The organism is Nonomuraea sp. NPDC049129 (assembly GCF_040648495.1).
Classification (GTDB): Bacteria; Actinomycetota; Actinomycetes; order Streptosporangiales; family Streptosporangiaceae; genus Nonomuraea.
Genome location: NZ_JBEZDU010000036.1, coordinates 1 through 23,416, shown reverse-complemented (window position 1 = coordinate 23,416; position 23,416 = coordinate 1). Strand labels below are relative to the sequence as shown.

Below are 23,416 nucleotides of genomic sequence, written 5' to 3'. Positions count from 1 at the left end.
AGCCGTACGAACAGCGGGATCGAGACGTCAGATGATGCCGACGACCTCGGAGGCGCCGGGAACGTCGCTGAGGGGACGCGACGCCGGGCCGATGTACTTGGCGCTCGGGCGGACCAGGCGGCCCGTGAGCTTCTGCTCCAGGATGTGCGCGGCCCAGCCGGCCGTACGGGCGCAGGTGAACATCGAGGTGAACATGTGCGAGGGCACCTCGGCGAAGTCCAGCACCACGGCCGCCCAGTACTCGACGTTCGTGGCGAGCACCCGGTCGGGCTTGCGCGCGTGCAGTTCCTCCAGCGCGGCCTGCTCCAGAGCGGCGGCGACCTCGTAACGAGGCGCGTTGAGCTCCTTGGCGGTACGGCGCAGCACCCGCGCGCGCGGGTCCTCGGCACGGTAGACGCGATGGCCGAAGCCCATCAGCCGGCTGCCCTTGTCGAGCTCGCTCTGCACGTACTTCTTGGCGTCGCCCAGGTGCTCGACGCCTTCGATCATGTGCAGCACCCGGGCCGGAGCACCGCCGTGCAGCGGGCCGGACATGGCGCCGACGGCACCGGAGAGCGCGGCCGCCACGTCGGCGCCGGTGGAGGCGATGACCCTGGCGGTGAACGTGGAGGCGTTCATGCCGTGCTCGGCGGCCGAGGTCCAGTAAGCGTCGATGGCCTTGACGTGGTTGGGGTCGGGCTCACCACGCCAGCGGACCATGAACCGCTCGACGATGGTCTTGGCCTCGTCGACGCGGCTCTGCGGCACCATCGGCAGGCCGAGGCCGCGCGCCGACTGCGCCACGAAGGACAGCGCCATCACGGAGGCGCGCGCGAGCTGGTCGCGGGCCTCCTCGTCACTGATGTCGAGGAGCGCCTTGAAGCCGTAGGCCGGGGCCAGCATGGCCAGCGCGCTCTGTACGTCTACGCGGATGTCACCTGAGTGGACAGGAATGGGGTACGGCTCCGCCGGGGGCAGGCCCGGCTGGAACTTGTTGTCGACCAGCAGGCCCCAGACGTGCCCGAAGGGGACACGGCCGACCAACTCCTCGATGTCGACACCCCGGTAGCGAAGGGCGCCCCCTTCTTTGTCCGGTTCCGCGATCTCGGTCTCGAAAGCTACAACGCCCTCGAGGCCGGGTTTGAAGTCGGACATTCTCGGCCGCCTCCCTTTCTTGCCATGTTGCGGCAATGCCTTGATGTCGAGATACCGGCGGGTCAATTTAACCCCCTACCCGCCCGTGGTCGGTCTCCGGACCCGCCGGAACGCGAAAGCCGCTGGTAGGGAGTGTTGTGTGGGATCTGCCACCAAGCGCGCAAGAATACCGTCTCGTGGATGCCACCTCGCGCCCGCCCGCGCTGGCGGGGCTTCGCCGTACGTATGAGGGCGAGCCGCTGCTCGAAGCCGATCTCTCCGCCGATCCGATCACCCAATTCGCCACCTGGTTCCAGGAGGCGCTCACGGCCGGCCTGCCGGAACCGAACGCCATGGTGCTGGCCACGGCCTCGGCCGGCGGCCGGCCGAGCGCCAGGACCGTCCTGCTCAAGGGCTATGACGAGCAGGGGTTCGTCTTCTACACCAACTACGAGTCGCGCAAGGGCCGCGACCTGGCCGAGAACGCCCGCGCGTCGCTGCTGTTCCCCTGGCACCCGATCCGCCGCCAGGTGCGGATCGAGGGCACGGTCGTACGGCTCTCGCACGAGGAGTCGGCCGACTACTTCAACTCCAGGCCGTACGGCTCGCGGATCGGGGCCTGGGCCTCGCGTCAGTCCGCGGTCGTGCGGTCCAGGGAGGAGCTGGACGCCCGATACGACGAGCTCGCCGCCCGGTGGCCGGAACATCCGCCCGTGCCCGACTTCTGGGGTGGGTTCCGGGTCAGCCCGCTGGAGGTGGAGTTCTGGCAGGGGCAGCTTGACAGGATGCATGACAGGCTGCGCTACCGGCGAACCCGCCCCGGATGGGTTCTGGAGAGGCTTGCCCCTTAATGTGCCTTAAGTGGCAATCGGGGAGTTGGTCAAGCGTCATCTCATAGACATACGGCCGCTGGCCGTTCCCACCTATCGGCGCCTCTGGTCCGGTCAGGCCATCGCCAACATCGGCATCGGCGTGACCGTCGTCGCGGTCAGCAAGCAGGTTTGGGACCTCACCCAGTCCTCGTTCTGGGTCGGCCTGCTGGGTCTGGCCAACCTGCTCCCGCTCATGGTGTTCGGGCTGTGGGGCGGGGCGTTCGCCGACGCGGTCGACCGGCGCCGGCTGCTGATCACCAGCTCGCTCATCTCCTGGGGCGCGACGCTCTTCATCCTGGCCCAGGCCCTCCTCGGCCTGGGCAACGTCTACCTGCTGCTGCTCGCCGCGGCCGTGAGCGCCACCGGGTTCGCCATGACCTCGCCCGCCCGCGGCGCGATCATCCCCAGGATCCTGCCCGCCGAGCTGGTGCCCGCCGCCAACGCGCTCAACTCGCTGGTGTTCGGGTTCGGCGCGATCATCGGGCCGATGATCGCGGGCGTGCTGCTGGCCTGGCAGGGCTACGCGCTGGCGTACGGGATCGACGCGGTGCTCTTCACGGCCAGCCTGTACGCGGCGATCCGGCTGCCCCGGCTGCTCCCCATGGGCGAGATCCAGCGGCCCGGCTGGCGCTCGGTGATCGACGGCCTGCGCTACATCGCGACCGGGCCGGTCCTGCTGATGTCGTTCGTCGTGGACATCATCGCGATGGTGTTCGCGCTCCCCAGGGCGCTGATCCCGCAGGCCGTGTCCGAGCGCTTCGACGGCTCGCCGATCGCGCTCGGCTGGCTGTCGGCCGGCATGGCCATCGGCGCGGTGCTCGGCGCGCTCGGCTCCGGCTGGGTGGGCCGGGTACGCCGCCAGGGGGTGGCGCTGACGGTCACGATCGCGCTCTGGGGGCTCAGCGTGGCCGCGGCCGGGTTAGCCCAGCAGCTCTGGCTCATGGTCGTGCTGATGGCCGTTGGGGGCGTGGCCGACATGGTCTCGTCGGTCTGGCGGCAGTCCATCCTGCAGCTGCACGCTCCCGACGAGATGCGCGGGCGGATGCAGGGGGCGTTCATGGTGGTCGTGGCGGGCGGGCCACGCCTGGGCGACCTGCGGGCCGGGCTGACGGCCGTGTGGTTCGGGCTGACGTGGGCGTGGGTGGGTGGCGGGCTGGCGTGCGCCGTCGCGGTCCTGATCGTCGGGCTGTCGGTGCCGAGCTTCCGGAACTACCGGGCCGGTTAGCCGTACGCGCGGACCAGGCGATGCGCGCGGCCCCCTGAGAGGGGATCAGGCGGTGCGCGCGGCCACCTTGAGATCGGCGAGGAAGCCCGCGTACGCCTCGTCCCGGTCAGTAGCCCGCAGCACGGCCGACGGGTGGATCGTGGCGACCGCCAGCGCCTCGCCCAGCGGGACCGGCTCGCCGCGCTGCCTCGTCACCCGGAAGTCCTTGCCGAGCAGCGCCCGCGCGGCGGTCGCGCCGAGCACCACGACCAACTTCGGATGGACCACGGCCAGCTCGGAGGCCAGCCAGGGGTGGCAGGCGTCGATCTCGGCGGCCGTCGGCTTCTGGTGGATGCGCCTCTTGCCCCTGAGGGTGAAGGAGAAGTGCTTGACGGCGTTCGTCACGTAGACGTCGTCGCGCTCGATGCCCGCCTCCTCCAGCCCTCGATCCAGGACGCGTCCCGCGGGGCCGACGAACGGCGCGCCCTGGCGGTCCTCCTGGTCTCCAGGTTCCTCACCGACCAACATGAACCGCGCGCCGGCCGGGCCCTCGCCGAACACGGTCTGGGTGGCGTTCCTGAACAGGTCGCAGCCCTGACACCCGGCCGCGGCCCGCCGCAGCGCGGCGAGATCGAGGCGGTCGGGAAGGAACCGGGCTGCCCCGGTGTTGTCGTCCATCACCATCGTCGCTCGTTCTCCCCATAGGGTTCCCGTGTGACTTCTGTGCCCGTCGCCGACGGGTCCAGTCCATGCCCTGACCGGCGTAGCATTCAGTTGGGAGGAGCCTTGACCGCACACGGCCTGATCGACACCACGGAGATGTACCTCCGCACGATTTTCGAGCTCGAGGAGGAGGGCATCGTCCCGTTGCGCGCGCGCATCGCGGAGCGGCTCCAGCAGAGCGGTCCCACCGTGAGCCAGACCGTGGCCCGGATGGAGCGCGACGGCCTGGTCCGCGTCGAAGGTGACCGCCACCTGTCGATGACCGACCTCGGGCGCACCCTGGCCACGCGCGTGATGCGCAAGCACCGGCTCGCGGAGTGCCTGCTGACCGAGGTGATCGGCCTGCCCTGGGAAGACGTGCACATCGAGGCGTGCCGCTGGGAGCACGTGATGTCCGAGTCCGTGGAGACCCGGCTGGTGACGCTGCTCGACAACCCGACGGTCTGCCCGCACGGCAACCCGATCCCCGGGCTGGGCGAGCTGGGCGCCAGAGAGCCCGTCGAGGGCGGCCCCAGCCTCTTGACGTCCATGTCCGACCTCGCCGGACCAAGAGATATACCCGTGGTCGTGCGGCGAATTAGCGAACAAGTGCAAAGCGATCCTGCTGTGATGCTTAAACTCAAGCAAGTTGGGATACAACCCGGACGCGAGGTGACGCTCGCGGCGAGCGACGACGGTGTGCGGGTGACAGGTGACGGTGACGCGAACGACACTCTCGCGGAGCTTCCGCGTGACGTTGCCGCGCATGTTTTCGTCTCCAGGCGCTGACTCGCCCGCTACTCCTTGGTTGAATCCCTATTGGGAGGCCCTCCACTCCCGGCCGGTCGACGCTGTTGCAGGAGTGCCCGTGGTTCGCATTGCGCACATGCCCTCCCTAGGAGTGGTCTCCGGATGAAGCGTTGGGGGGATGTGTCCCAGGAAGAGGCTGATCATCTGGCGGCCGAATCCGTACTTGATCATGCCGAGATGGCGGTCGTGGTGACCGACCGTTTCAGCAATCTCCTCTATTGGAACCCGTTCGCCGAGAAGCTCTTCGGCCGCCCGTCGAAGTCGTCACGTGACACCTCGATGCTGTCGCTGGGCATCATGGAGAAGGATCACCCGCTCGCCATCGAGCTCACCAAGCATGTGCTCAAGGGCGGGGTGTGGGAGGGCACCTTCGACGTGCGGCGGGGTGACGGCACGATCGTCTACGTCCGCGCCCAGGCCGTGCCGCTGCGCCACCCCTCAGGGTCGGTGACCGGCATCGTCGTCACCGCCCGCGAGGCACTGCGCAGCAACGAGCGGGAGAAGGACCGCTTCGGCCTGCTGGAGCGCATCGGCGAACGGCTGGCCGGCTCTCTTTACGTCGAGGAGACGCTCAAGCGGGTGGCCGAGATGCTCGTCCCGCAGTTCGCCGACCACTGCTTCATCGAGTTGATGGAGGGCGACCGGCTGGTCCGGCGGGTCTCGCAGCACGTCCAGGGCTGGAGCCCACCGGCCGGCACCTGGAAGCCCGTGGGCGCGGAGATCCGCTACCCCGCCTCCCACTACGCCGACACCGCGCTGCGCCGCCAGGAGACCATCCTCGTCGAGGACTTCGCCGTCAGCAGCTTTCCGTCGCCGAGCGAGGGCAGCGCCAAGCTGTGCGGCGAGGTCGGCATGACCTCCGCCATCGTGGCCCCCCTGTGCGTACGCGGCGAGACGCTCGGCCTGATGTACCTCGGGCTGTCCAACCTGACCGACCGCCGCAGCCCCCACTACGACGCCTTCGACCGCGACTTCGTCGGCGCCATCGCCACCCGGGTCGCGCTCGCGATCGACAACGCGCTGCTGTTCGAGGAGGAGCGGCACACCGCCGAGTCCTTCCAGAAGCACCTGCTGCCGCGCGCGCTGCCCCAGCTCGACGGCCTGCAGATCGCGGTGCGCTACTACCCGGCGGCGCCGCTCGCCTCCCACGGGCAGGGCATCCAGACCCAGGTCGGCGGCGACTGGTACGACGTGATCCCGCTGTCGGCCGGTCGCGTCGGCATCGTCATCGGCGACGTGGAGGGCCGGGGCGCCAAGGCCGCGGCCATCATGGGCCAGCTCAGGGCGGCGCTGCGGGCCTTCGCGCAGGACGACAAGTCACCGGCCGACATCCTGGCCAGGCTCGACGAGTGGACCCGCATCATCGCCACTCCCGAGAAGGACGACAGCGGCGCCGACATCAGCGTCCCGCCGATCGTGACCTGCCAATACCTCGTCTACGACGCCTGGTCGCGGCAGCTGTCGTTCGCCAACGCCGGGCACGCGCCGCCGTTGCTGCTCGTCGACGGCCAGTGCGTCGAGCTCGACATCGAGGAGGTCGGCCAGCCGTTGGGCGTACGCGCCAAGGGCCTGCACGCCGACCTGGTCTACAAGGAGGAGACGCGCACGCTGCCACCCGGCGCGGCGCTGCTCCTCTACACCGACGGCCTGGTCGACCGCCGCCCCGGCCGCGACGGCCGGATGCCGAGCGACGAGGAGACGCTGGGCGTCCTCTGCGAGAAGCTGGCGAAGATGGCCGACGCCGAGGTGGAGCGGGTGGCCGACGCGGCGACCGTCGCGGTGCCCGGCGAGATCGACGACGACATGGCGATCCTGGTGGTCCGGTCGAGCGAGTCGGACCTCGACGTCGAGGAGCGCACGTTCCCGGCCCAGCCGATCATGGTCGGCGAGGCGCGCCGGATGGCCTCCGAGGCGTTCGGCGGCTGGAACGTCCCCGAGGAGCGCGCCGAGCTGGCCTGCCTGCTCGTCTCCGAGGTCGTCACCAACGTGGTGCTCCACGCGGCCCACGGAAGCGTGCCGCGCAGGGAACTGGTCGTCGAGGGGCCGCCGCTGCCGTTCGAGGAGTCGTGGGACGTACCCGGCTTCGAGGACGAAGTGGTGAGCGACAAGGAGTTCACGCTGCGGTTGCGCAGAGGTGAGGAGTCGGTCTGGGTCGAGGTGTTCGACCAGGACCTGCGCCTGCCGCGGATCCGGAGCGCGGGGGAGAACGACGAGGGCGGACGGGGCCTTTACCTGGTGGACCAACTCGCCAGGCGCTGGGGGTCGAGACCCACCAGGGAAGGCAAAGCGGTCTGGTTCGAGATTCCCACCCGTAGCCGCTGAGTGATTGGCTCGACGCCATGGACCTGGCCTTCGAACGACGCGGCACCGGCGAGCCACTGATCCTCCTGCACGGCATCGGGCACCACTGGCAGGCATGGCTGCCGGTCATGGACCGCCTCGCCGCCTCACGTACCGTCATCGCCGTCGACCTGCCCGGCTTCGGCGTCTCACCCGGCCTGCCCGACGGCACGCCGTACACCGCGGAGTCGCTCGCCGACGCGGTCGAGGCGTTCTGCGCGCTGCTCGGTGTGCGCGAGCCGCACGTCGCGGGCAACTCCCTCGGCGGCTACATCGCGCTGGAGCTGGCCTCGCGCGGCGTGATTCGCACCGCGACCGCGCTGTCGCCCGCGGGTTTCTGGTCGCGCTCCGAGCTGCTGTACTGCCGGTCGGTGCTGCGCGCGCTGCGGGCCACGGCCAGGTCGCTGCCGCCGGAGCAGTCCATCGGGCTGGCCGAGAACCCCCTCGGCCGGGCCCTGTCGGCCGGCCTTCTGGTGGCCCATCCGTCCCGGCTGTCGCCGACGGCGCTGATCGCCGCCACCCAGGCGTTGGGCGGTGCGCCCGGCTTCGATGAGACGCTGGAGGCGTTCGCCGGAGTGATGCCGCCCGCGCCGCCCAAGTCGCCCATCACGATCGCCTGGGGCGAGCACGACCGGCTGCTGCCGCGCCGCCAGGCCGTACGCGCCGCCAGGTGGTCGGGGCAGCGGGTCAAGCTGCTCAAGGGCTGCGGTCACGTGCCGATGAGCGACGATCCGGGGCTGGTGGCCCGGGTGCTGCTGGAGGGCAGCGGCGGTTAGGCGGCCTCCAGGTTGGCGGCCATCTGGTTCAGCACCGCGAGGGTGGTCTGGTAGTCCTGCGTGCTCACGCCCTGGGTGGCGAGTTGCCGGAACTCCAGCACGCGAGCGAGGACCGCCGCGTGGGTCGCCTTGCCGTCGTCGGTGAGGGTGGTGCCGGTGATCCATCCTCTGGCGGTCAGCTCGCGCACCGCGTCGCCGACGCCGTCGAACGCCTTCAGCGCCTCGTACGGGTCATCGCCCTCGGCCACGGCGTTGAGCGCCTGCCATTGGCGGCGCGAGAGCTCATGGTCGTGGAGTGCGCGGTCCATCGTGTCCTCAAGGAGGGCGTGGACATGCTGGAGAAGGAAGCCAATTCTTCGGTTCATGGATGTATAATAGCAAACATATGTACGATGACAATGAAATTGCCGCAGTCGAGCGCGCGATGGTCGCCATCAGGCGCAGGCAGAGCAGGCGCGCGCTGGCGCGGCTGCAGGGCGCGCCGGGCCCGGAGTTCGAGGTGCTCGACGTGATCGAGTCCGCGAGCGCGCCCGCCACCGTCTCCACGGTGGCCGAGGCGCTCTCGGTCGACCAGCCGAGGGCGAGCAGGCTGGTGGCGGCGGCCGTCGCGGCCGGCCTGGTCGAGCGGCGGGCGGATCAGGCCGACGGGCGCCGGGCGCTGCTCGTGCTGACCGACGCCGGCCGGATCGCACTGGAGCAGGCGCATCGCGGCAGGCAGGCGGCGTTCGCCGAGGCGATGACGGGATGGTCGGACGCGGAGCGCGCGGAGTTCGCGCGGCTCCTCACCCGCTTCGTCGAAGGGCTCCCCGGCTAGCTTCCCGGCTAGCGGAAGGTCTGGCCATAGATGAGCAGCATGACGATGATGAAGACGATCATCACCCCGGCGTAGCCGACCGGCCCCAGGCGCAACACGCGGCGCACGCGGTTGAGCCCCCAGGCGAACAGCAACGCCAGGAAAACCAGCAGGATCAGGCCGCCGTACATGCTGACCAGTATGCGGTGTCGGGGCGCTTCCCGCGTGGCTCACCGGCTGCTGATCTTGACATGAGCCTGACGAACCCGACACGCTTGGCGATCTTTGACCGTTCTTTGCCGAGGAAGGCAACCGTGCACTTATTACGTGGTCAACAGTGGATCCGCGTCATGGCAGTGGCCGCCCTGGTGGTTACCCCCCTTGCCGGAGCGAATGCCCCAGCCGCGGCGGCCGACGACACGATCGTCCTGCCCCTGGAGACCCAGCCCCAGATCAAGCGCCCCACCCTGGACGGCATCAAGCGCGCGGCCGCCAACCAGCGCGGCACTCTTGAGGCGGCCGTCGAGGCGTACGTCGCCGAGACCGCCGCCACCTCACCCACGGCTTGGGCGAACCAGCCCGATGGCAGAGCGACTATCCCCGACGTCATGGTCGACGACCTGTCAGCGATAGAGCTGGACGACCTCGCGGCCCTCGCGCGGGACACCGGGACCGGCTTCGCCGAGACGATCGATCGGCATGGTTGGACGTCGGCCTACCGGAAGGTCGCGGCCGAACTGGAGGAGGCGTTCCCGCAGGAGTTCTCCGGCGCGGTCCGGGCCGAGGACGGCTCCAGCGCGTGGTTCGGTTTCAAGGACGCGATCCCCGAGCAGGCGGTCGCGCTCGCCAAGACGCTCCCCGCAGAGGTACGGCTGGTCGGCGGGCGAGGCTTCTCGGAGGCGGAGCTGGCGGCGGCTTCGGAGAACGCGCACGTCGCCGCGATGGCGGACCCGGCGGTCGCGGGGGCGAGCACGTACTACGAGATCGAGACCGGCGTGATTCATGTCTCCGCGGAATTGCGCGATGCGGAGATGCCGACAGCCGAGCAGGCCGCCGTACGCGACCGGCTCGCGTCCGCACGGACTGTCAGCACGGGCATGAAGGTCGAGGTCGAGGTCTCTTCCATGCCGGCCTCGGTCCCGCAGGACGATTACCTCCGTGGTGGCGGCTACCTGACCGGATGCACCGCGGGGTTCAACCTCAAGTACGTCACTACCAGCACCAAGCGGATCGGCACGGCCGGGCACTGCGGTTCCACCGAGTTCAGCACGTACAAGAATCACAGTGCCGACGGCGGATCGACGGGCGTCATGGAAATCTGGTCCCATCAGGGGAAGTGGGGCGACATCGGGTATTACGACACCGGCGGCTTTACGCCCACGCGCACCTTCTACTACGACTTCAGCAAGAAGCGCTACGCCGACTCCCGTTCAGGCATGCCGGCGGTCGGCGACACGGCCTGCAAGTTCGGCAAGATCAGCGGGCGCGTCTGCACCAGCGTGCGCTACCGCAACGTCTCGGTCAACTCGCTGCGGCACATGGTCGTCTCGAACTCGACCGACTGTGCCAGCGGCGACAGCGGCGGCCCCTGGTATCACGGTGGCATGGCCATGGGCATCCACCAGGGCCTGATTCGCAAGTCCGGTGACACCTACCGGTGCTCGTTCACGCCGGCGTACCTGTACCAGAACAGAAACTACGACGTCTGGCAACGCTGACCACGGACGAAGACGCCCTCCTCGGTTGGAGGGCGTCATGCGTCCGGGTTCTAGAACCCGAAGGACCTCCCGATGATCTCCTTCATGATCTCGGTGGTGCCGCCGTAGATGCTCTGGACGCGGCTGTCGATCCACGCCTTGGCGACCGGGTACTCCATCATGTAGCCGTAGCCGCCGTGCAACTGGAGGCAGCGGTCGATGACCTTGTTCTGGAGCTCGGTGGTCCACCACTTGGCTTTGGCGGCGTCGACCACGGTCAGCTCCTTGGCGTTGAGCGCCCGGATGCACTTGTCCACGTAGTGACGGGCGATCTCCGTCTCGGTGGCCAGCTCCGCCAGGACGAACCGGGTGTTCTGGAAGGACCCGATATTTCGCCCGAAAGCCTGACGGGACTTGCAGTACTCGATGGTCTGCTCCAGCACCGTCTCCGCCGCCGCGACCGCCGCCACCGCGATGGACAGCCGCTCCTGCGGCAGGTTGTTCATCAGCTGGAAGAAGCCCTGGCCCTCTTCGGCGCCGAGCCGGTTGGCCACGGGGACGCGGACGTTCTCGAAGAACAGCTCGGCCGTGTCCTGCGCCTTCATCCCGATCTTGTCGAGATTGCGACCTCGCCCGAACCCCTCCATGCCCCGCTCGACGACCAGCAGCGTGGTGCCGCGCGCCCCGCCCGCGGGGTCGGTCTTGGCGACCACCACGACGAGGTCGGCGTTGATCCCGTTCGTGATGAACGTCTTCTGCCCGTTGACCAGGTAGTGATCGCCGTCAAGGACCGCGGTGGTCCTGACCCCCTGCAGGTCGCTCCCGGCGCCCGGCTCGGTCATCCCGATCGCCGTGATGAGCTCGCCGCTGACGAACCCGGGCAGCCAGCGCCGCTTCTGCTCCTCGTCGGTCAGGTCCACGAGGTACGGCGCCATGATGTCGTTGTGCAGCCCGAACCCGAGCCCTGACGCGCCATGCCGGATGATCTCCTCGACGATGACCGCGTTGAACCGGAAGTCGGTGACACCGGCTCCGCCGTACTCCTCGGGGACGGAGAACCCGAACAGGCCGATCTCCCCGGCCTTCTTCCACACATCACGCGGGACGATGCCGTCCTTCTCCCACTGGCCGTGGTGTGGCACGACTTCACGGGCCATGAACTCGCGCACGGTCTCCTGGAAGAGCAGGTGCTCCTCGTCGAAGAGGTCTCGCCGCATCAGTCGCCTCCAAGCGGGGGTGGTCGTGCTGGACAGAATACGATTCTGTTGCCGGTTTGCGGGGGGCGGACACGGGTTCATCACAAGTGCCGGTAGTTGCGGTGTTCGGCGGATATCGACCCTAAGATCGACCTTCGGCTTACTGTGTTGATCGGAGTGTGCCGTGAGTCGGTGGCGTAGGGCGTTGATCGCCGCATCGGTCGGATTACCCGCAGCCGTAGGGCTGATGGCGCTGCACGTTCCCTCGGCGTCCGCTGCTCCGGCCGATCTCCAGGTCGAATATCGGTGTACGGCCAACACGCCCAACTCCATCGTCCGGCGCGATCCCGTACGGCTGACCACCCGGCTCAACTTCGCCACGGACCTCGTCGTCGGCGATCCGCTCAACTTCACCTGGAAGCTCGACTACGCCGACGACACCCGGCTCCAGTCGCCCGGCTACTTCCCCGCCGGCGCCCTGTTGCACGCGGTCGGTAACGTCGAGCTCGACAGCAGCTGGCAGGGCATTCTCAAGCCGAAGGGCTCCGCCGACCAGACGGAGGAGCTGCGGCCAGATAACGAACTGGCGCTCCCCGAGGCGCTGACCGACCCCGGGCTCATCAACAAGGCGGGCACGATCAAGGTGTCGCCGAAGGACATTGTCGTCGACTTCACGCCGCCGGACGGCAGCGTCGTCGTCAACGACGGCAACGAGACCGACAATCCGAGCGACCTGGAGATCGTCTACAACGGGTCATGGACTCCGCGCGACGACCTTCCCGGTTCCGAGAATCACGAGCACAACGACCTGCACGAGACCACCACGCTGGGCGCCTCGGCCGAGATGGCGTTCGTCGGCACCCAGGTGGAGTACATCGGCCCGTGGGACAAGACTGCGGGCCCGGTCGATGTCTACCTCGACGGCACCAAGCGGGCCACGGTGAACCCGTCGCGAGACGGCAACGACAAGCCGCGGAACTCCAACATGGACGGTGGCCACACCCTGTGGAAGTCGCCGACCCTGGCGTACGGCAGCCACGTCGTCAAGATCGTGAGCGCGTCCGCGAGTCCGGTCTGGCTCGACGCCTTCAAGGTCTCGACCATGGTGCGGACGCAGACCGGCTTCCACCGCGCGACCTGCCATCTGATCAGCGGGCCGGTCTCGGTGATCGTCACGGTCCGGGAGCCCACGAAGCCCACGGAGACGGTCTCCCCGACGGTCTCTCCGACGGTCAATCCCTCTGAGACGCCGACCACACCCAGGCCGACCGGCTCGGCCAGCTCGTCGAGCAGCCCGACGGTCACGACCCCGCACGTGGACCCGGGCGTGGACCGCAATCTCGTCAGCGTGGTGCCGGGAACCTTGAGCACCGGCACGGCTACCCCCAAACCCACCACGACCAAGACCAAGTACGTCAAGGCGCAGGTCGCCAAGACACCCAAGGGCGGGGTCGACTCCGGTGAGGCGCCCGAGCCGCCGGGCGGCGGGTCGTACGGGCTGATCGCGGGCGGCTCGATGCTGCTGATGGGCAGCGCCACAGGAGGACTGCTGCTACGGCGGCGCAAGGCCGAGCATGCCGGAGGAGTCGAGTCATGACCGAGCAGAAGCCGCTGCTGAACAGGGCGCTTCCCGGGCTGCTGATCGCCGGGTCGCTGGGCGGGGTGGGCGCCATCATGGTCGGCCTGCTGTCGCTGGCGCCGCCGGTGGACGACGGCTCGGGTCCCGGGCCGCAGGCCCAGCCGGGCGACACGGTCCAGATCCAGAACGCGGCGGGCGCCTTCGTCCTGCCCCCGACCGTGGGCCCCGGCGGCAAGAACGTGCCGCTCACCCCCGCCCGCCTCGACGCGCCGCCGCCGCTGGCCGCCGCCCCGGTCGTCGCGCCGATCCCACCGGCCAAGACCAAGACCAAGAAGGCGGCGCCGGTCCGCATCAAGATCCCCAAGATCAAGGTCAACGCCACGATCGGTTCGGTCACCGTCGACCTCAAGGGCAACCTCACGACCCCGCCGCTGACCAAGCCCGGCCTCACGGGCTGGTACAAGTTCTCGCCGGTCCCGGGCGAGCTCGGGCCCGCGGTGATCAACGGCCACGTGAGCACCAAGAAGGGCGCGGCGGTGTTCTACCGGCTCTCCGAGGTGGCCAAGGGGGACCAGATCTACGTGTACCGGTCGGACAAAAAGGTGACGCGGTTCACGGTGAGTGGAGTCGAGCAGGTCAGCAAGTCCTCGTTCCCGACGGCTCGGGTCTACGGGAACACGAAGAACGCGCAGCTCAGGCTGATCACTTGCGGGGGCGTCTTCAACAAGACGGCCCACAGTTACACGGACAACATCATCGTGTACGCCACCCTGTCCAAGAAGAAGGGGTAAGGGTGGCAAGTGCTTGCTTGTAGGGTTTACGCGAACTTCACAGGGACAGTTCGTATCATCGCTACCTGACCGTGACCAACGGCTGGGATTCTGGTACGCCTGTTGATACTGCGCGCTGAAATGGAGAAGGACAGTGCTGACCTCCAAGGCGAGGCACCGCCTCGCCCTCAAGGCATCTGGCCTGGCCTTAGCGGGTGCGGGTATCTTCTGGGTGGTCCCGGCCATGGCCGCGATGGCCACACCGGTTGACGTGACCTACACCTGTAACAACGGGTCCAGCTATCCGTTCCAGATGGAGCTGAAGACTCCAGGTGTGGCGGTCACTCCCAGCTCTACCGTGACTGTCACGTGGGATATCCGCCAGCCAACGGCAAGCCCGAGCCTGCTGGCTACCGCGCAGATCACCCCCAGCAGCACGATCGTCGCCGAAGGTGTCGTCAGCCCCAGCGGGACTCCGATGCCGTCGACGCCGGTGACTGTCGGAGTGACATCCACCCCATTGGCGACCGTGTCCGCGAACTCGCCCTTGCCCTTGCCGACGTTCGCCGTCGTCGTGAAGCCGACCGCCACTGGGACGGTCGCCATCAAGGGCGGCAGCTTCTCCATCAAGGTCAACAGCACCCAGTCGTACAGTTGCAGCCCTGGCCCGTCCGGCGGGCCGTCCATGAACCTCGTCGTCGCGACCGGAACCACCCCCACGGGCACCCCGACTGGCTCCTCCACCCCGAGCACCACCCCCACCCCCACCCCCACGCCGACACCTACTCCCACCCCCAAGCCCACCAAGACGCGCACCGCCTACGTCACCAAGACCCCCACGGCGACGAAGACCACCACCAAGAGCTCCAAGACCCCCAAGGCCGGAGCAGACACAGGTGGTGGCGGTGACATGGGTCCCGACGGCAGGATGGTCGTGCTGACCGGATCCGCACTGATACTCGCCGCCGGCGTTGGAGGACTCGTCATGCGTCGCCGTTCCGCCACCAGAGGCTGATCGAGGTGGCCGGACAGTACCCCTACGGGGGCGAACCGCCGCAGGACAGGGGCAGCACCGTACTCAGGTCGGTGCTGATCCTCGCCGCCGTGGCCGGCGTGGTGACCGTGGTGGCCGGGCTGCTGATCGTGCTCCGTTCGCCCGAGGAGTACGGCCTGGCCAGCCAGCGGGACACGCTGCCCGTCACCGTGCAGCCCGACGGCAAGACGACGGGACAGCCGGCGCAGGCCCTGTTCAAGGCGGCCCCCACGGCGCCGCCGCCGCTGCCGCTGCCGGACCCGGCGCCTGCGATGCTGCCGTCCACTCCGCAGCGGATCGTGATCAAGCGGCTGGGGATCAACGCGCCGGTCGAGTCACTTGGGCTCGCCAAGGACGGGACGATCCAGGTGCCGGCGGCCGACAACCCCAACCTGGTCGGGTGGTACCGCAACATGTCCACCCCCGGCGAAGCCGGGCCGGCCGTGATGCTCGGGCACAAGGACACCCGGACGCGCAGTGCCGTCTTCAGTCGCCTGTACGAGATCCGCAACGGCGACACCATCGAGGTCAAGCGGCAGGACCGTACGACCGCGGTGTTCACCGTCGGCGGCGTCGAGCAGGCGAGCAAGAAGACGTTCCCCACCCAGCGCGTCTACGGCAACCAGCCCAACGACAACGCCCAGCTCCACCTCATCACCTGCGGCGGCACGTACAACCGCAGTATCGGTCACTACACCGACAACATCATCGTCTATGCGACGATGACAAGCTCCTATCGAGGCTGAACGCGGAGGCGCGTCATGGGCTGGATGGCTAAGCGGAGACTGCGTACTGGCCCGACGGCGGCGTTGCCCGCCAAACCGAGCCAGGCAGATCTCCTGCGACTGGTACGGCTGGCAGACCCGGAGGCCCGCGAGGACGGCGCCGACATCGTGGCGGTGGACGTCCGGGTGCACGCTCCAGTAGAGGCCGACCCCGAGTTGGTGGGCGGCGAGCTGGAACAGGTGTGGGCCTGCCGGGTGGTGGCGGAGGGCCCGCTGCCGTTCGACTACTTCGACCGCTACCTGGCCGAGGGGATCGCCTTCCGCCTCGGCGGGCTGGCCGTGTGCAGGGGCGAGGTGACCGACCCCGCCGACAGCGATCGTGGCGGTCCAGCGGTGATCCTTCCGGAACGGCCGACGCCGGATGAGCTGCGGGCGGTGCTGAGCGGCCTCGACGACAGCCCGAAGGCCGACGTGGGTGACGAGACCGACAGCGACGACAGCGCTACGGACGCCACCGCACCCGAGGACACCACCACTGCCGACGCCACGCCCGCGGAGACCGGTACGAGTGCGACCGCCGACACGGAAACCGACGCGGACGCGAAAGCCGAAACCGACGCCAAAACTGACGCTGAAGCTGAAGCGAGCGCCGACGCCGAGACTGAAGCAGCCACCGAAGCCACCGAAGCCGCTGAAGTCGCCGAGGTTACCGCTGCTCCTGGCGACGACATCAAGCCGGACGACATCAACCCGGACGATTTCCTCTACACGGTCGGCGACATACGGGTCCTCGTGGTCCCGGAAAAGGGCCGTCCACCCGCCGTACAGGAGCTCCTGCCCTTCGCCACCGAACTGACCGCTATCGAGCTGCGCGGCGACGACCCCGAGAAGGTCGGCGCGCTCGCGCTGCGTCTGGCGGACGCGTTGAACGGGCTGATCGTGGACCGGTGGCGGTTCCGGATCGACGCGGCGGAGGACCTTCTGCCCCCAGGGTGACGGGGCGTAGAGCATCGTTCTGTTGTAGTCTCTCCCTAATAACCGAACAATGCTCGGTTTCAGGAGGCACTGTGGCAGAGGCGTACATCGTCGGGGCGGTCCGCACCCCGGTCGGCAAGAAGAAGGGCGGCCTTTCCACCGTCCACCCCACTGACCTGGCCGCTCACACGCTGAAGGCGCTGATCGACCGCACCGGCGTCGACCCCACCGCGGTGGAGGACGTCATCATGGGGTGCGTCATGCAGTTCGGCCCCCAGAGCATGGACATCGCGCGAAATGCCTGGCTCTCGGCGGGACTGCCGGAGACCACGGCCGGTGTCACCATCGACCGGCAGTGCGGCTCCTCGCAGCAGTCGATCCACTTCGCCGCGCAGGGCGTCATGTCCGGCACCCAGGACCTGGTCGTGGCGGCCGGCGTCGAGTCGATGAGCATCGTCCCCATGGGCTCGTCGATCACGGCCGCGCTGGAGAAGGGCATGCCGTTCCCGTTCGGCGACATGTGGGTCGAACGGTACGGAAAGCAGGAGATTTCGCAGTTCCGCGGCGCGGAGCTGATGTGTGAGAAGTGGGGCTTCAAGCGCGAGGAGCTGGAGCGGTACGCCTTCGAATCCCACCAGCGCGCCGCCAAGGCCATCGCGAACGGCTACTTCAAGGACCAGATCGCGCCCATCAACGACGTCTCCGACGACGAGGGGCCACGGGCGGACACGACGCTGGAGAAGATGGCCGGGCTGAAGACGCTCAAGGAGGACGGCCAGATCACCGCCGCCACCGCGTCGCAGATCTCCGACGGCTCGGGCGCGGTGCTGATCGCCTCAGCGCAGGCCGTGAAGGACCACGGGCTGACCCCGCGCGCCCGCATCCACCAGCTCGCGCTCATGGGCGACGACCCGGTGTACATGCTGACGGCGCCGATCCCGGCGACGCGGCGGGCACTGGACAAGGCCGGCATGTCGATCGACGACATCGCCGTCACCGAGATCAACGAGGCGTTCGCGCCGGTGCCGCTGGCGTGGATGAAGGAGCTCGGCGCCGACCCGGCCACGGTCAACCCCAACGGCGGCGCCATCGCCCTGGGCCACCCGCTGGGCGGTACGGGCGCGATCCTGATGACCAAACTGCTGCACGAGCTGGAGCGTACGGGCGGCAGGTACGGCCTTCAGACGATGTGCGAGGGCGGCGGCCAGGCCAACGTCACCATCATCGAACGCCTCTAACCTGCCCGGTAGTGCTGAAACGACGGTGCCCCGGTCCCTCGAACGAGGGGCCGGGGCACCGCGGGTTGTGTGCGGCGCGCCCATGGCGTTGGGTCGCGCGCCGCACTTACTACCATCCCGGTAGTGGACTAGCGTCCCTTGGGCGGGATCCGCCTGGGCGGCGCGATGGGCCGCTGCGGCATCCTCGGCATCTGCCGGGGCACCGGCGGCGTCTCCTGCCCGGGGAGCTTCTTACCGTGTTTCTTCTTGCCTGAACGTACTCGCATGAGGAAGCTCCTTTACGTAATTCACGACGCGGCCAGGGCCGGTCGACAAGCTCAGCTGCCGCGTCTGGACGAGGTCGGCGGGCATACACACCGCCGGGCGGGGCCGAGTGGCCGGGGTATTGGCAACCCCAACGAATTACAGGTAAAAGCGCATGTCACTGACCCTATGCCTCGTCTGGCGCCCGCGGCAACCGATTTAATTGCGCCGCGTTCCATGCGGGCTTGTCGCCCTACGCGCGCCCACACCTGTGTGCGCCGACACCCAAGCCCCCAAACCCATCTCGTCGGCCAGCCTGGCTGTCCCCTCTCCTCAGCGGACAAGACCAACCAGCAAGGCGTTCGTCTCTGTGATGCTCGATCTGTACGAGGTCGAAGGCGAACAGCGGCAATTCCTGCTAACGCTGGCCCGCGAGGCCCGCAAGCGCGGCTGGTGGCAGAGCTACAAGGGCAAGGGGGCGATCCCCGAGTGGTTTGAGGTTTACGTCGGTATGGAGTCGGCGGCGTCCAGGCTGAATCACTACGACTCCGAACTCATTCCTGGACTGCTTCAGACCGCCGACTACTACGGGGCGTACCTAGGGACGGCGCCTGCTGCCGTCAGCGCCGAGGACATCGAGCGCAAGATTGAATTTCGCCTGGCCCGCCAGGATCGTCTGACCACGTCGGATGAGCTGGAGCTGTGGTCGATCATGAATGAGGCATGCATACGGCGGATGGTCGGTGGCCGGGCCACGATGAAGGCTCAGTTGCGGCACCTCATGGAGATCAGTACGCGACCCAACGTGACCTTGCAGGTCCTGCCCTTTGAGACCGGGTCACATGCCGCGATGGACGGCTCGTTCATCGCGATCGAGTTTCCTGACCCCTGGCCGCCGGTGGTCTATCTGGAGAGTCAGTCGGATGCCCGATATTTGGAGGATCCTGCCGTAGTCCAAGGGTATAACGTGGTCTTTAACCACCTACGAGCGAAGTCTTTGTCGGTCGAGGACAGCCTGGCATTCATTGCCCAGGTGGGAAAGGATCTTTGATGAGCGACACAAGCGACGCGACTGGAGTTGACGTCGACCTGTCCCAGGTCGAGTGGTGCAAGTCGAGATTCAGCAACAACGGTGGGGCCTGCGCCGAGTTCGGGAAAGTCTTCGTGCCAGATGACGCGGGGCTGCACAAGCATGGCGATCTGGTGGTCGTGCGCGACTCGAAAGACCCCGAGGGACCAAAGGTGTTCCTCGACAAGGAAGAAATGCGCGCCCTGATAGACGGAATGAAGGACGGCAACTTCGACCATCTCCTCGCCGGATAATAGGACTGTGGCACCGCTGACGCCCGGATTTCAGCATCAGCGCCCGTGGCCTTTCGTTGGGCAAGGGAGGCCCTTTTACTGCCCGGCCTTTCGTTGTCGCGGCGCCCGGACGTTCTCGCCGTTACCCTGCGCCCGCCCAGGGGCGTACCTCCGCGGTGGTGTCGGTGTACGGGGCCGCGTGCAGAGGATTACGCGACATCCTCTCCGCCATGACCCTCACCGAGTGAGGAATATGGCCGGTCCCCTTGCTGGGAGGCGGCATGGCGTTCGGGGACGCCGGGCCGGTTCCGCAAGCGGATCGCTAGCCGGGCGTCCCGTCGCGTTCGCTTCTTCGGGCGAGGCGCTGGGCTTGCCCGTTGTGCACATCGCCTACCCACTCCCAGCCGGGCTTGGCCGATGGGCCGATCCGCGGGTCACTGGGATCATGGCCCTCACGCAAGGCGAGCACGTACGCCCGATCCCGCTCGATCCGCGCGTGTACCTGATCAGCTCCGCCGACTGACCCGTGCCCAGGGACGAGGACATCGACGTCGCCCGCCACGCTCTCCAGCAGTCGCAGCGCTGCTAGGTAGTCCTCGATCGGGTCAGCGGTGCCGTTCAGGTCGAGCATCGGAACCAGGACATCAGAGAGCATGTCGCCGGCGACGAGAACCCCGCGTTCCTCGATGAACAGCGCCGCATGGCCCGGTGCGTGCGCTTGGTGCTCGATGATCCGGGCTTGGGGGCCATCCCATGGGATCTGCGCCGTCTCGGCGGGCAGGGCGGTGATGAGGCCGAGCAGGTCCAGCGGTACCTGTCCGGCGATTTCCGTCTCAAGCAGGTGGTCGGCGATGTGGGCCTTCGCATCCGGGTCGGAAAGCTGATCCCGGACACTGGCCGCGCAGCGGGCCGTGCCGTAGCGAGGGGCCGCGCCGAGCTGGGGGTGCCAGAGCAGGTGATCCCAATCCGGATGCGTCGAGAAGCCTGCCACAACGGTCTGGCTTGAATTGGACAGGTCGTTCGCGAGGCAGGCCATTTCGTGGCCCTGCACCCCGGGGTCGATGAGCAACACGCCGGCCCGGCCGTGCACGACAACGGCGTTGCTCTGGCAGAACTCGCTCTCGTGGATCAGCACACCCTCCGCGACCTGCTTCAGCACGGGTGGCCCCTTCCGCTTGTGGTTTGCAACCGGTTTGAGACCGTAGTACCGGGTGGTGGTAGATTGCAAGCACTATGGGCGAAGTGTATGAGCCGCGGTCGGGGTGCCCGATCAACGCCACCGTCGAGGTGTTCGGCGATCGCTGGAGCCTGCTCGTCCTCCGCGACATCGTCTTCGGAGACCGCCGCTATTTCCGAGAGCTGCAGGCCGGCTCGGAAGAGGGGATCGCGTCAAATATTCTCGCCGACCGACTCAAGCGACTCGTCGGGTTGGGATTGCTCACCCGTGAGGACGCGCGAGCCGGCCAGCGGGCGCGCTACAGCCTGACCGAACCCGCGATCCAACTCGTACCAGTGTTCGCGCAGCTCGGCAGCTGGGGGCTTCGCCACCGGCCCACGAGCCGCGCGCTGCGCGTTCGTGCCGAGCTGCTCGAACAAGGCGGCCCCGCGCTTTGGCAAGAGTTCATGGACGAGCTTCGCCACTCGCACCTTGGCTCCGATTCCCCAGCGCGATCACCGAGCGTTCGCGAGCGCCTGAAGGCGGCCTACCTCGCTGCTATCAAATCCTCGTAGCCGCCAGGCAGTCGACTTCGTCAGGCTTCGCGCTGCGGCGAGATGCCCAGGGCCGCGTAGGCGCCGTCCACGGCCGCCTGGCGGAGCTCGTCCTTCGGTACGTCGGTGAACTGGATCGTGCAGTCCTGGAGGCCGCCGAAGGCGATCACGGCCCGGGTGGCCTGCTCGAGTGTGGGTTCGGGGCCGTGCAGCAGCTTCGTCAGCCGCCTGCGCCAGTCCAGCACGAGGTCGATCAGGCCCAGGTCCGCGAGCGTGGTCAACTCGCTGAGCATGAGCACCATCGCTTCGCGGTGGCGGTAGTGGAAGTCGAAGTAGCCCTCCAGCAGGGCGCGGGGGTCGACCTCGTCCAGTGCCTCCTGGCTCGTCAGGAACGCCTCTTCCTCCTCCATGATCGGCTGCACGATGCTGCGGACCAGGTCCTCGCGTGAGGAGAAGTGGTAGTAGAGCGCCGGCTTGGTGATGCCCAGCTGGTCGGCGATCTCCTGAAGGCTGGTCCGCTGCACACCTTTCTGGGCGAAGAGCTCGCGGGCGACGTCCTGGATCCGTTGCTTGGTGTCAGAGGGACGAGGCATGCCGTAAGTCTATCTGACTTAATGATAGGTAAGTAACCATGTTACGCTTACTTATCGTTAAGAAAGGAAGCGTGCACATGCGGATTCTCATCTCCGGCGCCAGCGTTTCCGGGCCGGTGCTGGCGTACTGGCTCACCAGGCACGGCTTCTCCGTGACCGTCGTCGAGCGCGCGCCGACTCTGCGCAAGACCGGCGGCCACGCGGTCGACCTGTTCCGGCCCGCGATGAACATCTCGGAGAAGATGGGCGTGCTCCCGCGTGTCGAGGGGCGGGCCACCGGCGCGAACCGGATGACCGCGTACGGGGAGGGCGCGCGGCGTCCCGTACGGGTGGACCTCTCCAAGATCTTCGGCGCCGCCGAAGGCCGGCACGTCGAGATCATGCGCGACGACCTGAGCGAGATCTATTACGACGCCACGCGCGACGACGTCGAGTACATCTTCGGTGACTCGATCACCGCGATCTCGCCCGACGGCGAGGTGCGGTTCGAGAACGCCGCGCCGCGCCGTTTCGACCTCGTCGTCGGCGCGGACGGGCTGCACTCCAACGTGCGCCGCCTCGTTTTCGGCGACGAGTCCCGCTTCAGCGCCTTCATCGGGGCCTACCTCGGGGTGCTGACCCTGCCCAACGTCGCTGACCTTGACGGTGAGCTCGTCATGCACGTGGGTGTCGGCCGCACCGCCGGCATGTACGGCGCGCGGCACCTCGGCGAGGCGCGGGCGATGTTCCTGTTCCGGAGCGAGCGCGAGCTCGACTACTCCCGCCGCGACGTGCCCCGGCAGAAGGAGTTGCTGCGCGGTGCGTTCAGAGGCCTGCACGCCGACGTGGACCGCTGGCTGGCCGAGCTCGACCGCACCCCGGCGTTCTACTTCGACTCGATCACCCAGCTCCACATGGACACCTGGTCGCGGGGGAGGGTGACGCTCGTCGGCGACGCGGGCTACTGCCCCGGCCCTGCCGTCGGCGGCAGCACCAGCCTGGCCATCGTCGGCGCGTACGTCCTCGCCGGGGAGCTGGCGCGGGCGGGCGGTGACCACGAGCGCGCCTTCCCCGCCTACGAGCGCGCGATGGCGGAGCACGTACGCGGCAGCCGAGCCGTCGCGCTGAGCGCGGCGAAGACCCTGGTCCCTACGTCCCGCCTCGGTGTGCGGGGACTGGTCCAGGGCCTTCGCCTGATCTCCGCCCTGCCCGCGGGGCCCAGCCGCGCCCTCGTCCGTCTCACCACCAAGAGCGCACGCCTTTACAACTCCATGATCATCGACGACTATCCGGTGTCGCCCACCGCCTCGGGACGCCGGGTCGGCCTGGAGAATCGCTGAAGATCGTTTTCGGTTTGTGTGCGGCGCGCGCCGCAACCGATTTATTCGCGCGCGTTTCGCGGGCCCGTCGCTCTACGGCGAGCCCCGCCGCGGTCGCTCTTTTGGACGCGGTCAGCCTGGTTCGTTGAATAGGTCTTGGAGGGTCTGGGTGGTGGCCGCGCGGGTGACCCAGGTTTCGAGTTGGGCAATGTCGGTGCAGGTGGTGATCTGAGCGCGAATACCGTCGGGGACGGTGAAGCCGCGGGCGTCCAGCACGAGCAGCAGCAATCTGGCGGCCTCTTCCGCTTTGCCCTCTGTCCGGCCCGCTGTCTTGCCTTCGGCCATGCCTTCTGCTTTGCCGCGGCCGTAGTGTTCGCGGGCGAAGGGGCTGTAGACCGGCCATTTGGTGGACGCGGACTTCATGATCTCCTCCATGAGGTGGCGGAT

26 protein-coding genes and 1 pseudogene are annotated in these 23,416 nt (G+C 68.1%); 17 read left to right on the top strand and 10 right to left on the bottom strand.

Annotation, left to right across the window (positions count from 1 at the left end; all coding sequences use genetic code 11):
• Positions 1 to 27: 27 nt before the first annotated feature.
• Positions 28 to 1,134, bottom strand: a complete 1,107-nt coding sequence (locus tag AB0B64_RS54510; protein WP_357959815.1) for a citrate synthase 2 — start codon at positions 1,132 to 1,134, stop codon at positions 28 to 30.
• 176 nt (positions 1,135 to 1,310) lie between these two features.
• Here AB0B64_RS54510 and pdxH point away from each other — a divergent pair, with 176 nt between their 5' ends.
• Positions 1,311 to 1,964 (top strand): pyridoxamine 5'-phosphate oxidase, encoded by a 654-nt coding sequence (gene pdxH, locus AB0B64_RS54505; RefSeq protein ID WP_225294082.1) that lies wholly within the window; start codon positions 1,311 to 1,313, stop codon positions 1,962 to 1,964.
• Positions 1,965 to 1,974: 10 nt separating this feature from the next.
• Entirely contained in the window at positions 1,975 to 3,210 is a 1,236-nt protein-coding gene (locus tag AB0B64_RS54500; RefSeq protein WP_357959818.1) for an MFS transporter, read from the top strand.
• 45 nt (positions 3,211 to 3,255) lie between these two features.
• Here the strand turns inward: AB0B64_RS54500 and AB0B64_RS54495 are convergent, their stop codons facing one another.
• On the bottom strand, positions 3,256 to 3,873 hold the full coding sequence (locus tag AB0B64_RS54495; protein WP_358202113.1) for a UdgX family uracil-DNA binding protein: 618 nt from the start codon (positions 3,871 to 3,873) through the stop codon (positions 3,256 to 3,258).
• Positions 3,874 to 3,975: 102 nt separating this feature from the next.
• On the opposite strand from AB0B64_RS54495, the gene AB0B64_RS54490 reads away from it, so the two are divergent.
• The 3 genes from AB0B64_RS54490 to AB0B64_RS54480 all read left to right on the top strand — a co-directional run bounded on the left by AB0B64_RS54490 (position 3,976) and on the right by AB0B64_RS54480 (position 7,817).
• A complete protein-coding gene (locus AB0B64_RS54490) occupies positions 3,976 to 4,680 on the top strand; it encodes a metal-dependent transcriptional regulator (protein ID WP_358202105.1) in 705 nt (234 codons plus the stop codon).
• A gap of 123 nt (positions 4,681 to 4,803) precedes the next feature.
• Positions 4,804 to 7,023, top strand: coding sequence for a SpoIIE family protein phosphatase (locus AB0B64_RS54485; protein ID WP_357959827.1), 2,220 nt, complete (start codon positions 4,804 to 4,806; stop codon positions 7,021 to 7,023).
• Between the two features lie 17 nt (positions 7,024 to 7,040).
• Complete coding sequence (locus tag AB0B64_RS54480; protein WP_358202099.1) at positions 7,041 to 7,817, top strand: alpha/beta fold hydrolase; 777 nt, start codon at positions 7,041 to 7,043, stop codon at positions 7,815 to 7,817.
• On the opposite strand, the gene AB0B64_RS54475 is transcribed toward AB0B64_RS54480, so the two are convergent.
• A complete protein-coding gene (locus AB0B64_RS54475) occupies positions 7,814 to 8,182 on the bottom strand; it encodes a MarR family transcriptional regulator (RefSeq protein ID WP_357959833.1) in 369 nt (122 codons plus the stop codon). The two genes, AB0B64_RS54480 and AB0B64_RS54475, sit on opposite strands and share 4 nt — an antisense overlap.
• A 20-nt stretch (positions 8,183 to 8,202) precedes the next feature.
• Between AB0B64_RS54475 and AB0B64_RS54470 the strand changes: the two genes are divergently transcribed.
• Positions 8,203 to 8,631 carry a MarR family transcriptional regulator gene (locus AB0B64_RS54470; RefSeq protein WP_357959835.1) on the top strand — a complete coding sequence of 143 codons (429 nt, stop codon included), beginning with the start codon at positions 8,203 to 8,205 and terminating at the stop codon, positions 8,629 to 8,631.
• 8 nt (positions 8,632 to 8,639) lie between these two features.
• Here AB0B64_RS54470 and AB0B64_RS54465 read toward each other — a convergent pair whose 3' ends face one another.
• Positions 8,640 to 8,801 carry a hypothetical protein gene (locus AB0B64_RS54465; protein WP_225294066.1) on the bottom strand — a complete coding sequence of 54 codons (162 nt, stop codon included), beginning with the start codon at positions 8,799 to 8,801 and terminating at the stop codon, positions 8,640 to 8,642.
• Positions 8,802 to 8,960: 159 nt separating this feature from the next.
• Between AB0B64_RS54465 and AB0B64_RS54460 the strand changes: the two genes are divergently transcribed.
• Positions 8,961 to 10,328 (top strand): S1 family peptidase, encoded by a 1,368-nt coding sequence (locus AB0B64_RS54460; protein ID WP_358202085.1) that lies wholly within the window; start codon positions 8,961 to 8,963, stop codon positions 10,326 to 10,328.
• A gap of 50 nt (positions 10,329 to 10,378) precedes the next feature.
• On the opposite strand, the gene AB0B64_RS54455 is transcribed toward AB0B64_RS54460, so the two are convergent.
• Positions 10,379 to 11,524: an acyl-CoA dehydrogenase family protein gene (locus AB0B64_RS54455; RefSeq protein WP_357959845.1), complete on the bottom strand. Its 1,146-nt coding sequence runs from the start codon at positions 11,522 to 11,524 to the stop codon at positions 10,379 to 10,381.
• A 163-nt stretch (positions 11,525 to 11,687) separates the two neighbouring features.
• Between AB0B64_RS54455 and AB0B64_RS54450 the strand changes: the two genes are divergently transcribed.
• On the top strand, positions 11,688 to 13,100 hold the full coding sequence (locus tag AB0B64_RS54450) for a hypothetical protein (RefSeq protein WP_358202079.1): 1,413 nt from the start codon (positions 11,688 to 11,690) through the stop codon (positions 13,098 to 13,100).
• Positions 13,097 to 13,873, top strand: a complete 777-nt coding sequence (locus AB0B64_RS54445) for a class F sortase (RefSeq protein WP_357959851.1) — start codon at positions 13,097 to 13,099, stop codon at positions 13,871 to 13,873. The genes AB0B64_RS54450 and AB0B64_RS54445 overlap by 4 nt, the downstream gene beginning before the upstream one ends.
• A 279-nt stretch (positions 13,874 to 14,152) precedes the next feature.
• Here the strand turns inward: AB0B64_RS54445 and AB0B64_RS54440 are convergent, their stop codons facing one another.
• The gene (locus AB0B64_RS54440; RefSeq protein WP_358202068.1) at positions 14,153 to 14,539 is read right to left on the bottom strand and encodes a hypothetical protein; all 387 of its coding nucleotides are present in this window, start codon (positions 14,537 to 14,539) and stop codon (positions 14,153 to 14,155) included.
• Here AB0B64_RS54440 and AB0B64_RS54435 point away from each other — a divergent pair.
• From AB0B64_RS54435 to AB0B64_RS54420, 4 genes are all read left to right on the top strand, one after another.
• Entirely contained in the window at positions 14,538 to 14,867 is a 330-nt protein-coding gene (locus tag AB0B64_RS54435; protein ID WP_358202063.1) for a hypothetical protein, read from the top strand. The two genes, AB0B64_RS54440 and AB0B64_RS54435, sit on opposite strands and share 2 nt — an antisense overlap.
• Positions 14,868 to 14,872: 5 nt before the next feature.
• On the top strand, positions 14,873 to 15,631 hold the full coding sequence (locus AB0B64_RS54430; RefSeq protein WP_357959857.1) for a class F sortase: 759 nt from the start codon (positions 14,873 to 14,875) through the stop codon (positions 15,629 to 15,631).
• Between the two features lie 24 nt (positions 15,632 to 15,655).
• On the top strand, positions 15,656 to 16,606 hold the full coding sequence (locus AB0B64_RS54425; protein ID WP_357959859.1) for a hypothetical protein: 951 nt from the start codon (positions 15,656 to 15,658) through the stop codon (positions 16,604 to 16,606).
• Positions 16,607 to 16,677: 71 nt separating this feature from the next.
• A complete protein-coding gene (locus AB0B64_RS54420) occupies positions 16,678 to 17,823 on the top strand; it encodes an acetyl-CoA C-acetyltransferase (RefSeq protein WP_357959861.1) in 1,146 nt (381 codons plus the stop codon).
• A 128-nt stretch (positions 17,824 to 17,951) separates the two neighbouring features.
• On the opposite strand, the gene AB0B64_RS54415 is transcribed toward AB0B64_RS54420, so the two are convergent.
• Positions 17,952 to 18,089 (bottom strand): hypothetical protein, encoded by a 138-nt coding sequence (locus AB0B64_RS54415; protein ID WP_358202051.1) that lies wholly within the window; start codon positions 18,087 to 18,089, stop codon positions 17,952 to 17,954.
• Between the two features lie 350 nt (positions 18,090 to 18,439).
• Between AB0B64_RS54415 and AB0B64_RS54410 the strand changes: the two genes are divergently transcribed.
• Both AB0B64_RS54410 and AB0B64_RS54405 read left to right on the top strand, forming a co-directional pair.
• Entirely contained in the window at positions 18,440 to 19,117 is a 678-nt protein-coding gene (locus AB0B64_RS54410) for a DUF5753 domain-containing protein (RefSeq protein ID WP_357959883.1), read from the top strand.
• On the top strand, positions 19,117 to 19,389 hold the full coding sequence (locus tag AB0B64_RS54405; protein ID WP_357959867.1) for a DUF397 domain-containing protein: 273 nt from the start codon (positions 19,117 to 19,119) through the stop codon (positions 19,387 to 19,389). The genes AB0B64_RS54410 and AB0B64_RS54405 overlap by 1 nt, the downstream gene beginning before the upstream one ends.
• Positions 19,390 to 19,690: 301 nt before the next feature.
• Here the strand turns inward: AB0B64_RS54405 and AB0B64_RS54400 are convergent, their stop codons facing one another.
• Positions 19,691 to 20,527 carry an MBL fold metallo-hydrolase gene (locus tag AB0B64_RS54400; protein WP_357959869.1) on the bottom strand — a complete coding sequence of 279 codons (837 nt, stop codon included), beginning with the start codon at positions 20,525 to 20,527 and terminating at the stop codon, positions 19,691 to 19,693.
• Positions 20,528 to 20,601: 74 nt separating this feature from the next.
• On the opposite strand from AB0B64_RS54400, the gene AB0B64_RS54395 reads away from it, so the two are divergent.
• Complete coding sequence (locus AB0B64_RS54395) at positions 20,602 to 21,099, top strand: helix-turn-helix domain-containing protein (protein WP_357959872.1); 498 nt, start codon at positions 20,602 to 20,604, stop codon at positions 21,097 to 21,099.
• Between the two features lie 20 nt (positions 21,100 to 21,119).
• Here the strand turns inward: AB0B64_RS54395 and AB0B64_RS54390 are convergent, their stop codons facing one another.
• Entirely contained in the window at positions 21,120 to 21,671 is a 552-nt protein-coding gene (locus AB0B64_RS54390; protein WP_358202035.1) for a TetR/AcrR family transcriptional regulator, read from the bottom strand.
• 77 nt (positions 21,672 to 21,748) lie between these two features.
• Here AB0B64_RS54390 and AB0B64_RS54385 point away from each other — a divergent pair, with 77 nt between their 5' ends.
• Positions 21,749 to 22,990, top strand: a complete 1,242-nt coding sequence (locus AB0B64_RS54385; protein ID WP_358202029.1) for an FAD-dependent monooxygenase — start codon at positions 21,749 to 21,751, stop codon at positions 22,988 to 22,990.
• 111 nt (positions 22,991 to 23,101) lie between these two features.
• On the opposite strand, the pseudogene AB0B64_RS54380 reads toward AB0B64_RS54385, so the two are convergent.
• Positions 23,102 to 23,416: pseudogene (locus AB0B64_RS54380) on the bottom strand (hypothetical protein); the annotation flags it as partial.

What these genes read in the sequence shown, in the direction of transcription:
- AB0B64_RS54510 (WP_357959815.1), bottom strand. Translation starts at nt 1,134, where the DNA reads ATGTCCGACTTCAAACCCGGCCTCGAGGGCGTTGTAGCTTTCGAGACC.
- AB0B64_RS54470 (WP_357959835.1), top strand. Translation starts at nt 8,203, where the DNA reads ATGTACGATGACAATGAAATTGCCGCAGTCGAGCGCGCGATGGTCGCC.
- AB0B64_RS54405 (WP_357959867.1), top strand. Translation starts at nt 19,117, where the DNA reads ATGAGCGACACAAGCGACGCGACTGGAGTTGACGTCGACCTGTCCCAG.
- AB0B64_RS54475 (WP_357959833.1), bottom strand. Translation starts at nt 8,182, where the DNA reads ATGAACCGAAGAATTGGCTTCCTTCTCCAGCATGTCCACGCCCTCCTT.
- AB0B64_RS54460 (WP_358202085.1), top strand. Translation starts at nt 8,961, where the DNA reads ATGGCAGTGGCCGCCCTGGTGGTTACCCCCCTTGCCGGAGCGAATGCC.
- AB0B64_RS54480 (WP_358202099.1), top strand. Translation starts at nt 7,041, where the DNA reads ATGGACCTGGCCTTCGAACGACGCGGCACCGGCGAGCCACTGATCCTC.
- AB0B64_RS54390 (WP_358202035.1), bottom strand. Translation starts at nt 21,671, where the DNA reads ATGCCTCGTCCCTCTGACACCAAGCAACGGATCCAGGACGTCGCCCGC.
- AB0B64_RS54395 (WP_357959872.1), top strand. Translation starts at nt 20,602, where the DNA reads ATGGGCGAAGTGTATGAGCCGCGGTCGGGGTGCCCGATCAACGCCACC.
- AB0B64_RS54425 (WP_357959859.1), top strand. Translation starts at nt 15,656, where the DNA reads ATGGCTAAGCGGAGACTGCGTACTGGCCCGACGGCGGCGTTGCCCGCC.
- AB0B64_RS54435 (WP_358202063.1), top strand. Translation starts at nt 14,538, where the DNA reads ATGAACCTCGTCGTCGCGACCGGAACCACCCCCACGGGCACCCCGACT.
- AB0B64_RS54445 (WP_357959851.1), top strand. Translation starts at nt 13,097, where the DNA reads ATGACCGAGCAGAAGCCGCTGCTGAACAGGGCGCTTCCCGGGCTGCTG.
- AB0B64_RS54440 (WP_358202068.1), bottom strand. Translation starts at nt 14,539, where the DNA reads ATGGACGGCCCGCCGGACGGGCCAGGGCTGCAACTGTACGACTGGGTG.
- AB0B64_RS54410 (WP_357959883.1), top strand. Translation starts at nt 18,440, where the DNA reads ATGCTCGATCTGTACGAGGTCGAAGGCGAACAGCGGCAATTCCTGCTA.
- AB0B64_RS54455 (WP_357959845.1), bottom strand. Translation starts at nt 11,524, where the DNA reads ATGCGGCGAGACCTCTTCGACGAGGAGCACCTGCTCTTCCAGGAGACC.
- AB0B64_RS54385 (WP_358202029.1), top strand. Translation starts at nt 21,749, where the DNA reads ATGCGGATTCTCATCTCCGGCGCCAGCGTTTCCGGGCCGGTGCTGGCG.
- AB0B64_RS54415 (WP_358202051.1), bottom strand. Translation starts at nt 18,089, where the DNA reads ATGCGAGTACGTTCAGGCAAGAAGAAACACGGTAAGAAGCTCCCCGGG.
- AB0B64_RS54465 (WP_225294066.1), bottom strand. Translation starts at nt 8,801, where the DNA reads ATGTACGGCGGCCTGATCCTGCTGGTTTTCCTGGCGTTGCTGTTCGCC.
- AB0B64_RS54495 (WP_358202113.1), bottom strand. Translation starts at nt 3,873, where the DNA reads ATGGTGATGGACGACAACACCGGGGCAGCCCGGTTCCTTCCCGACCGC.
- AB0B64_RS54485 (WP_357959827.1), top strand. Translation starts at nt 4,804, where the DNA reads ATGAAGCGTTGGGGGGATGTGTCCCAGGAAGAGGCTGATCATCTGGCG.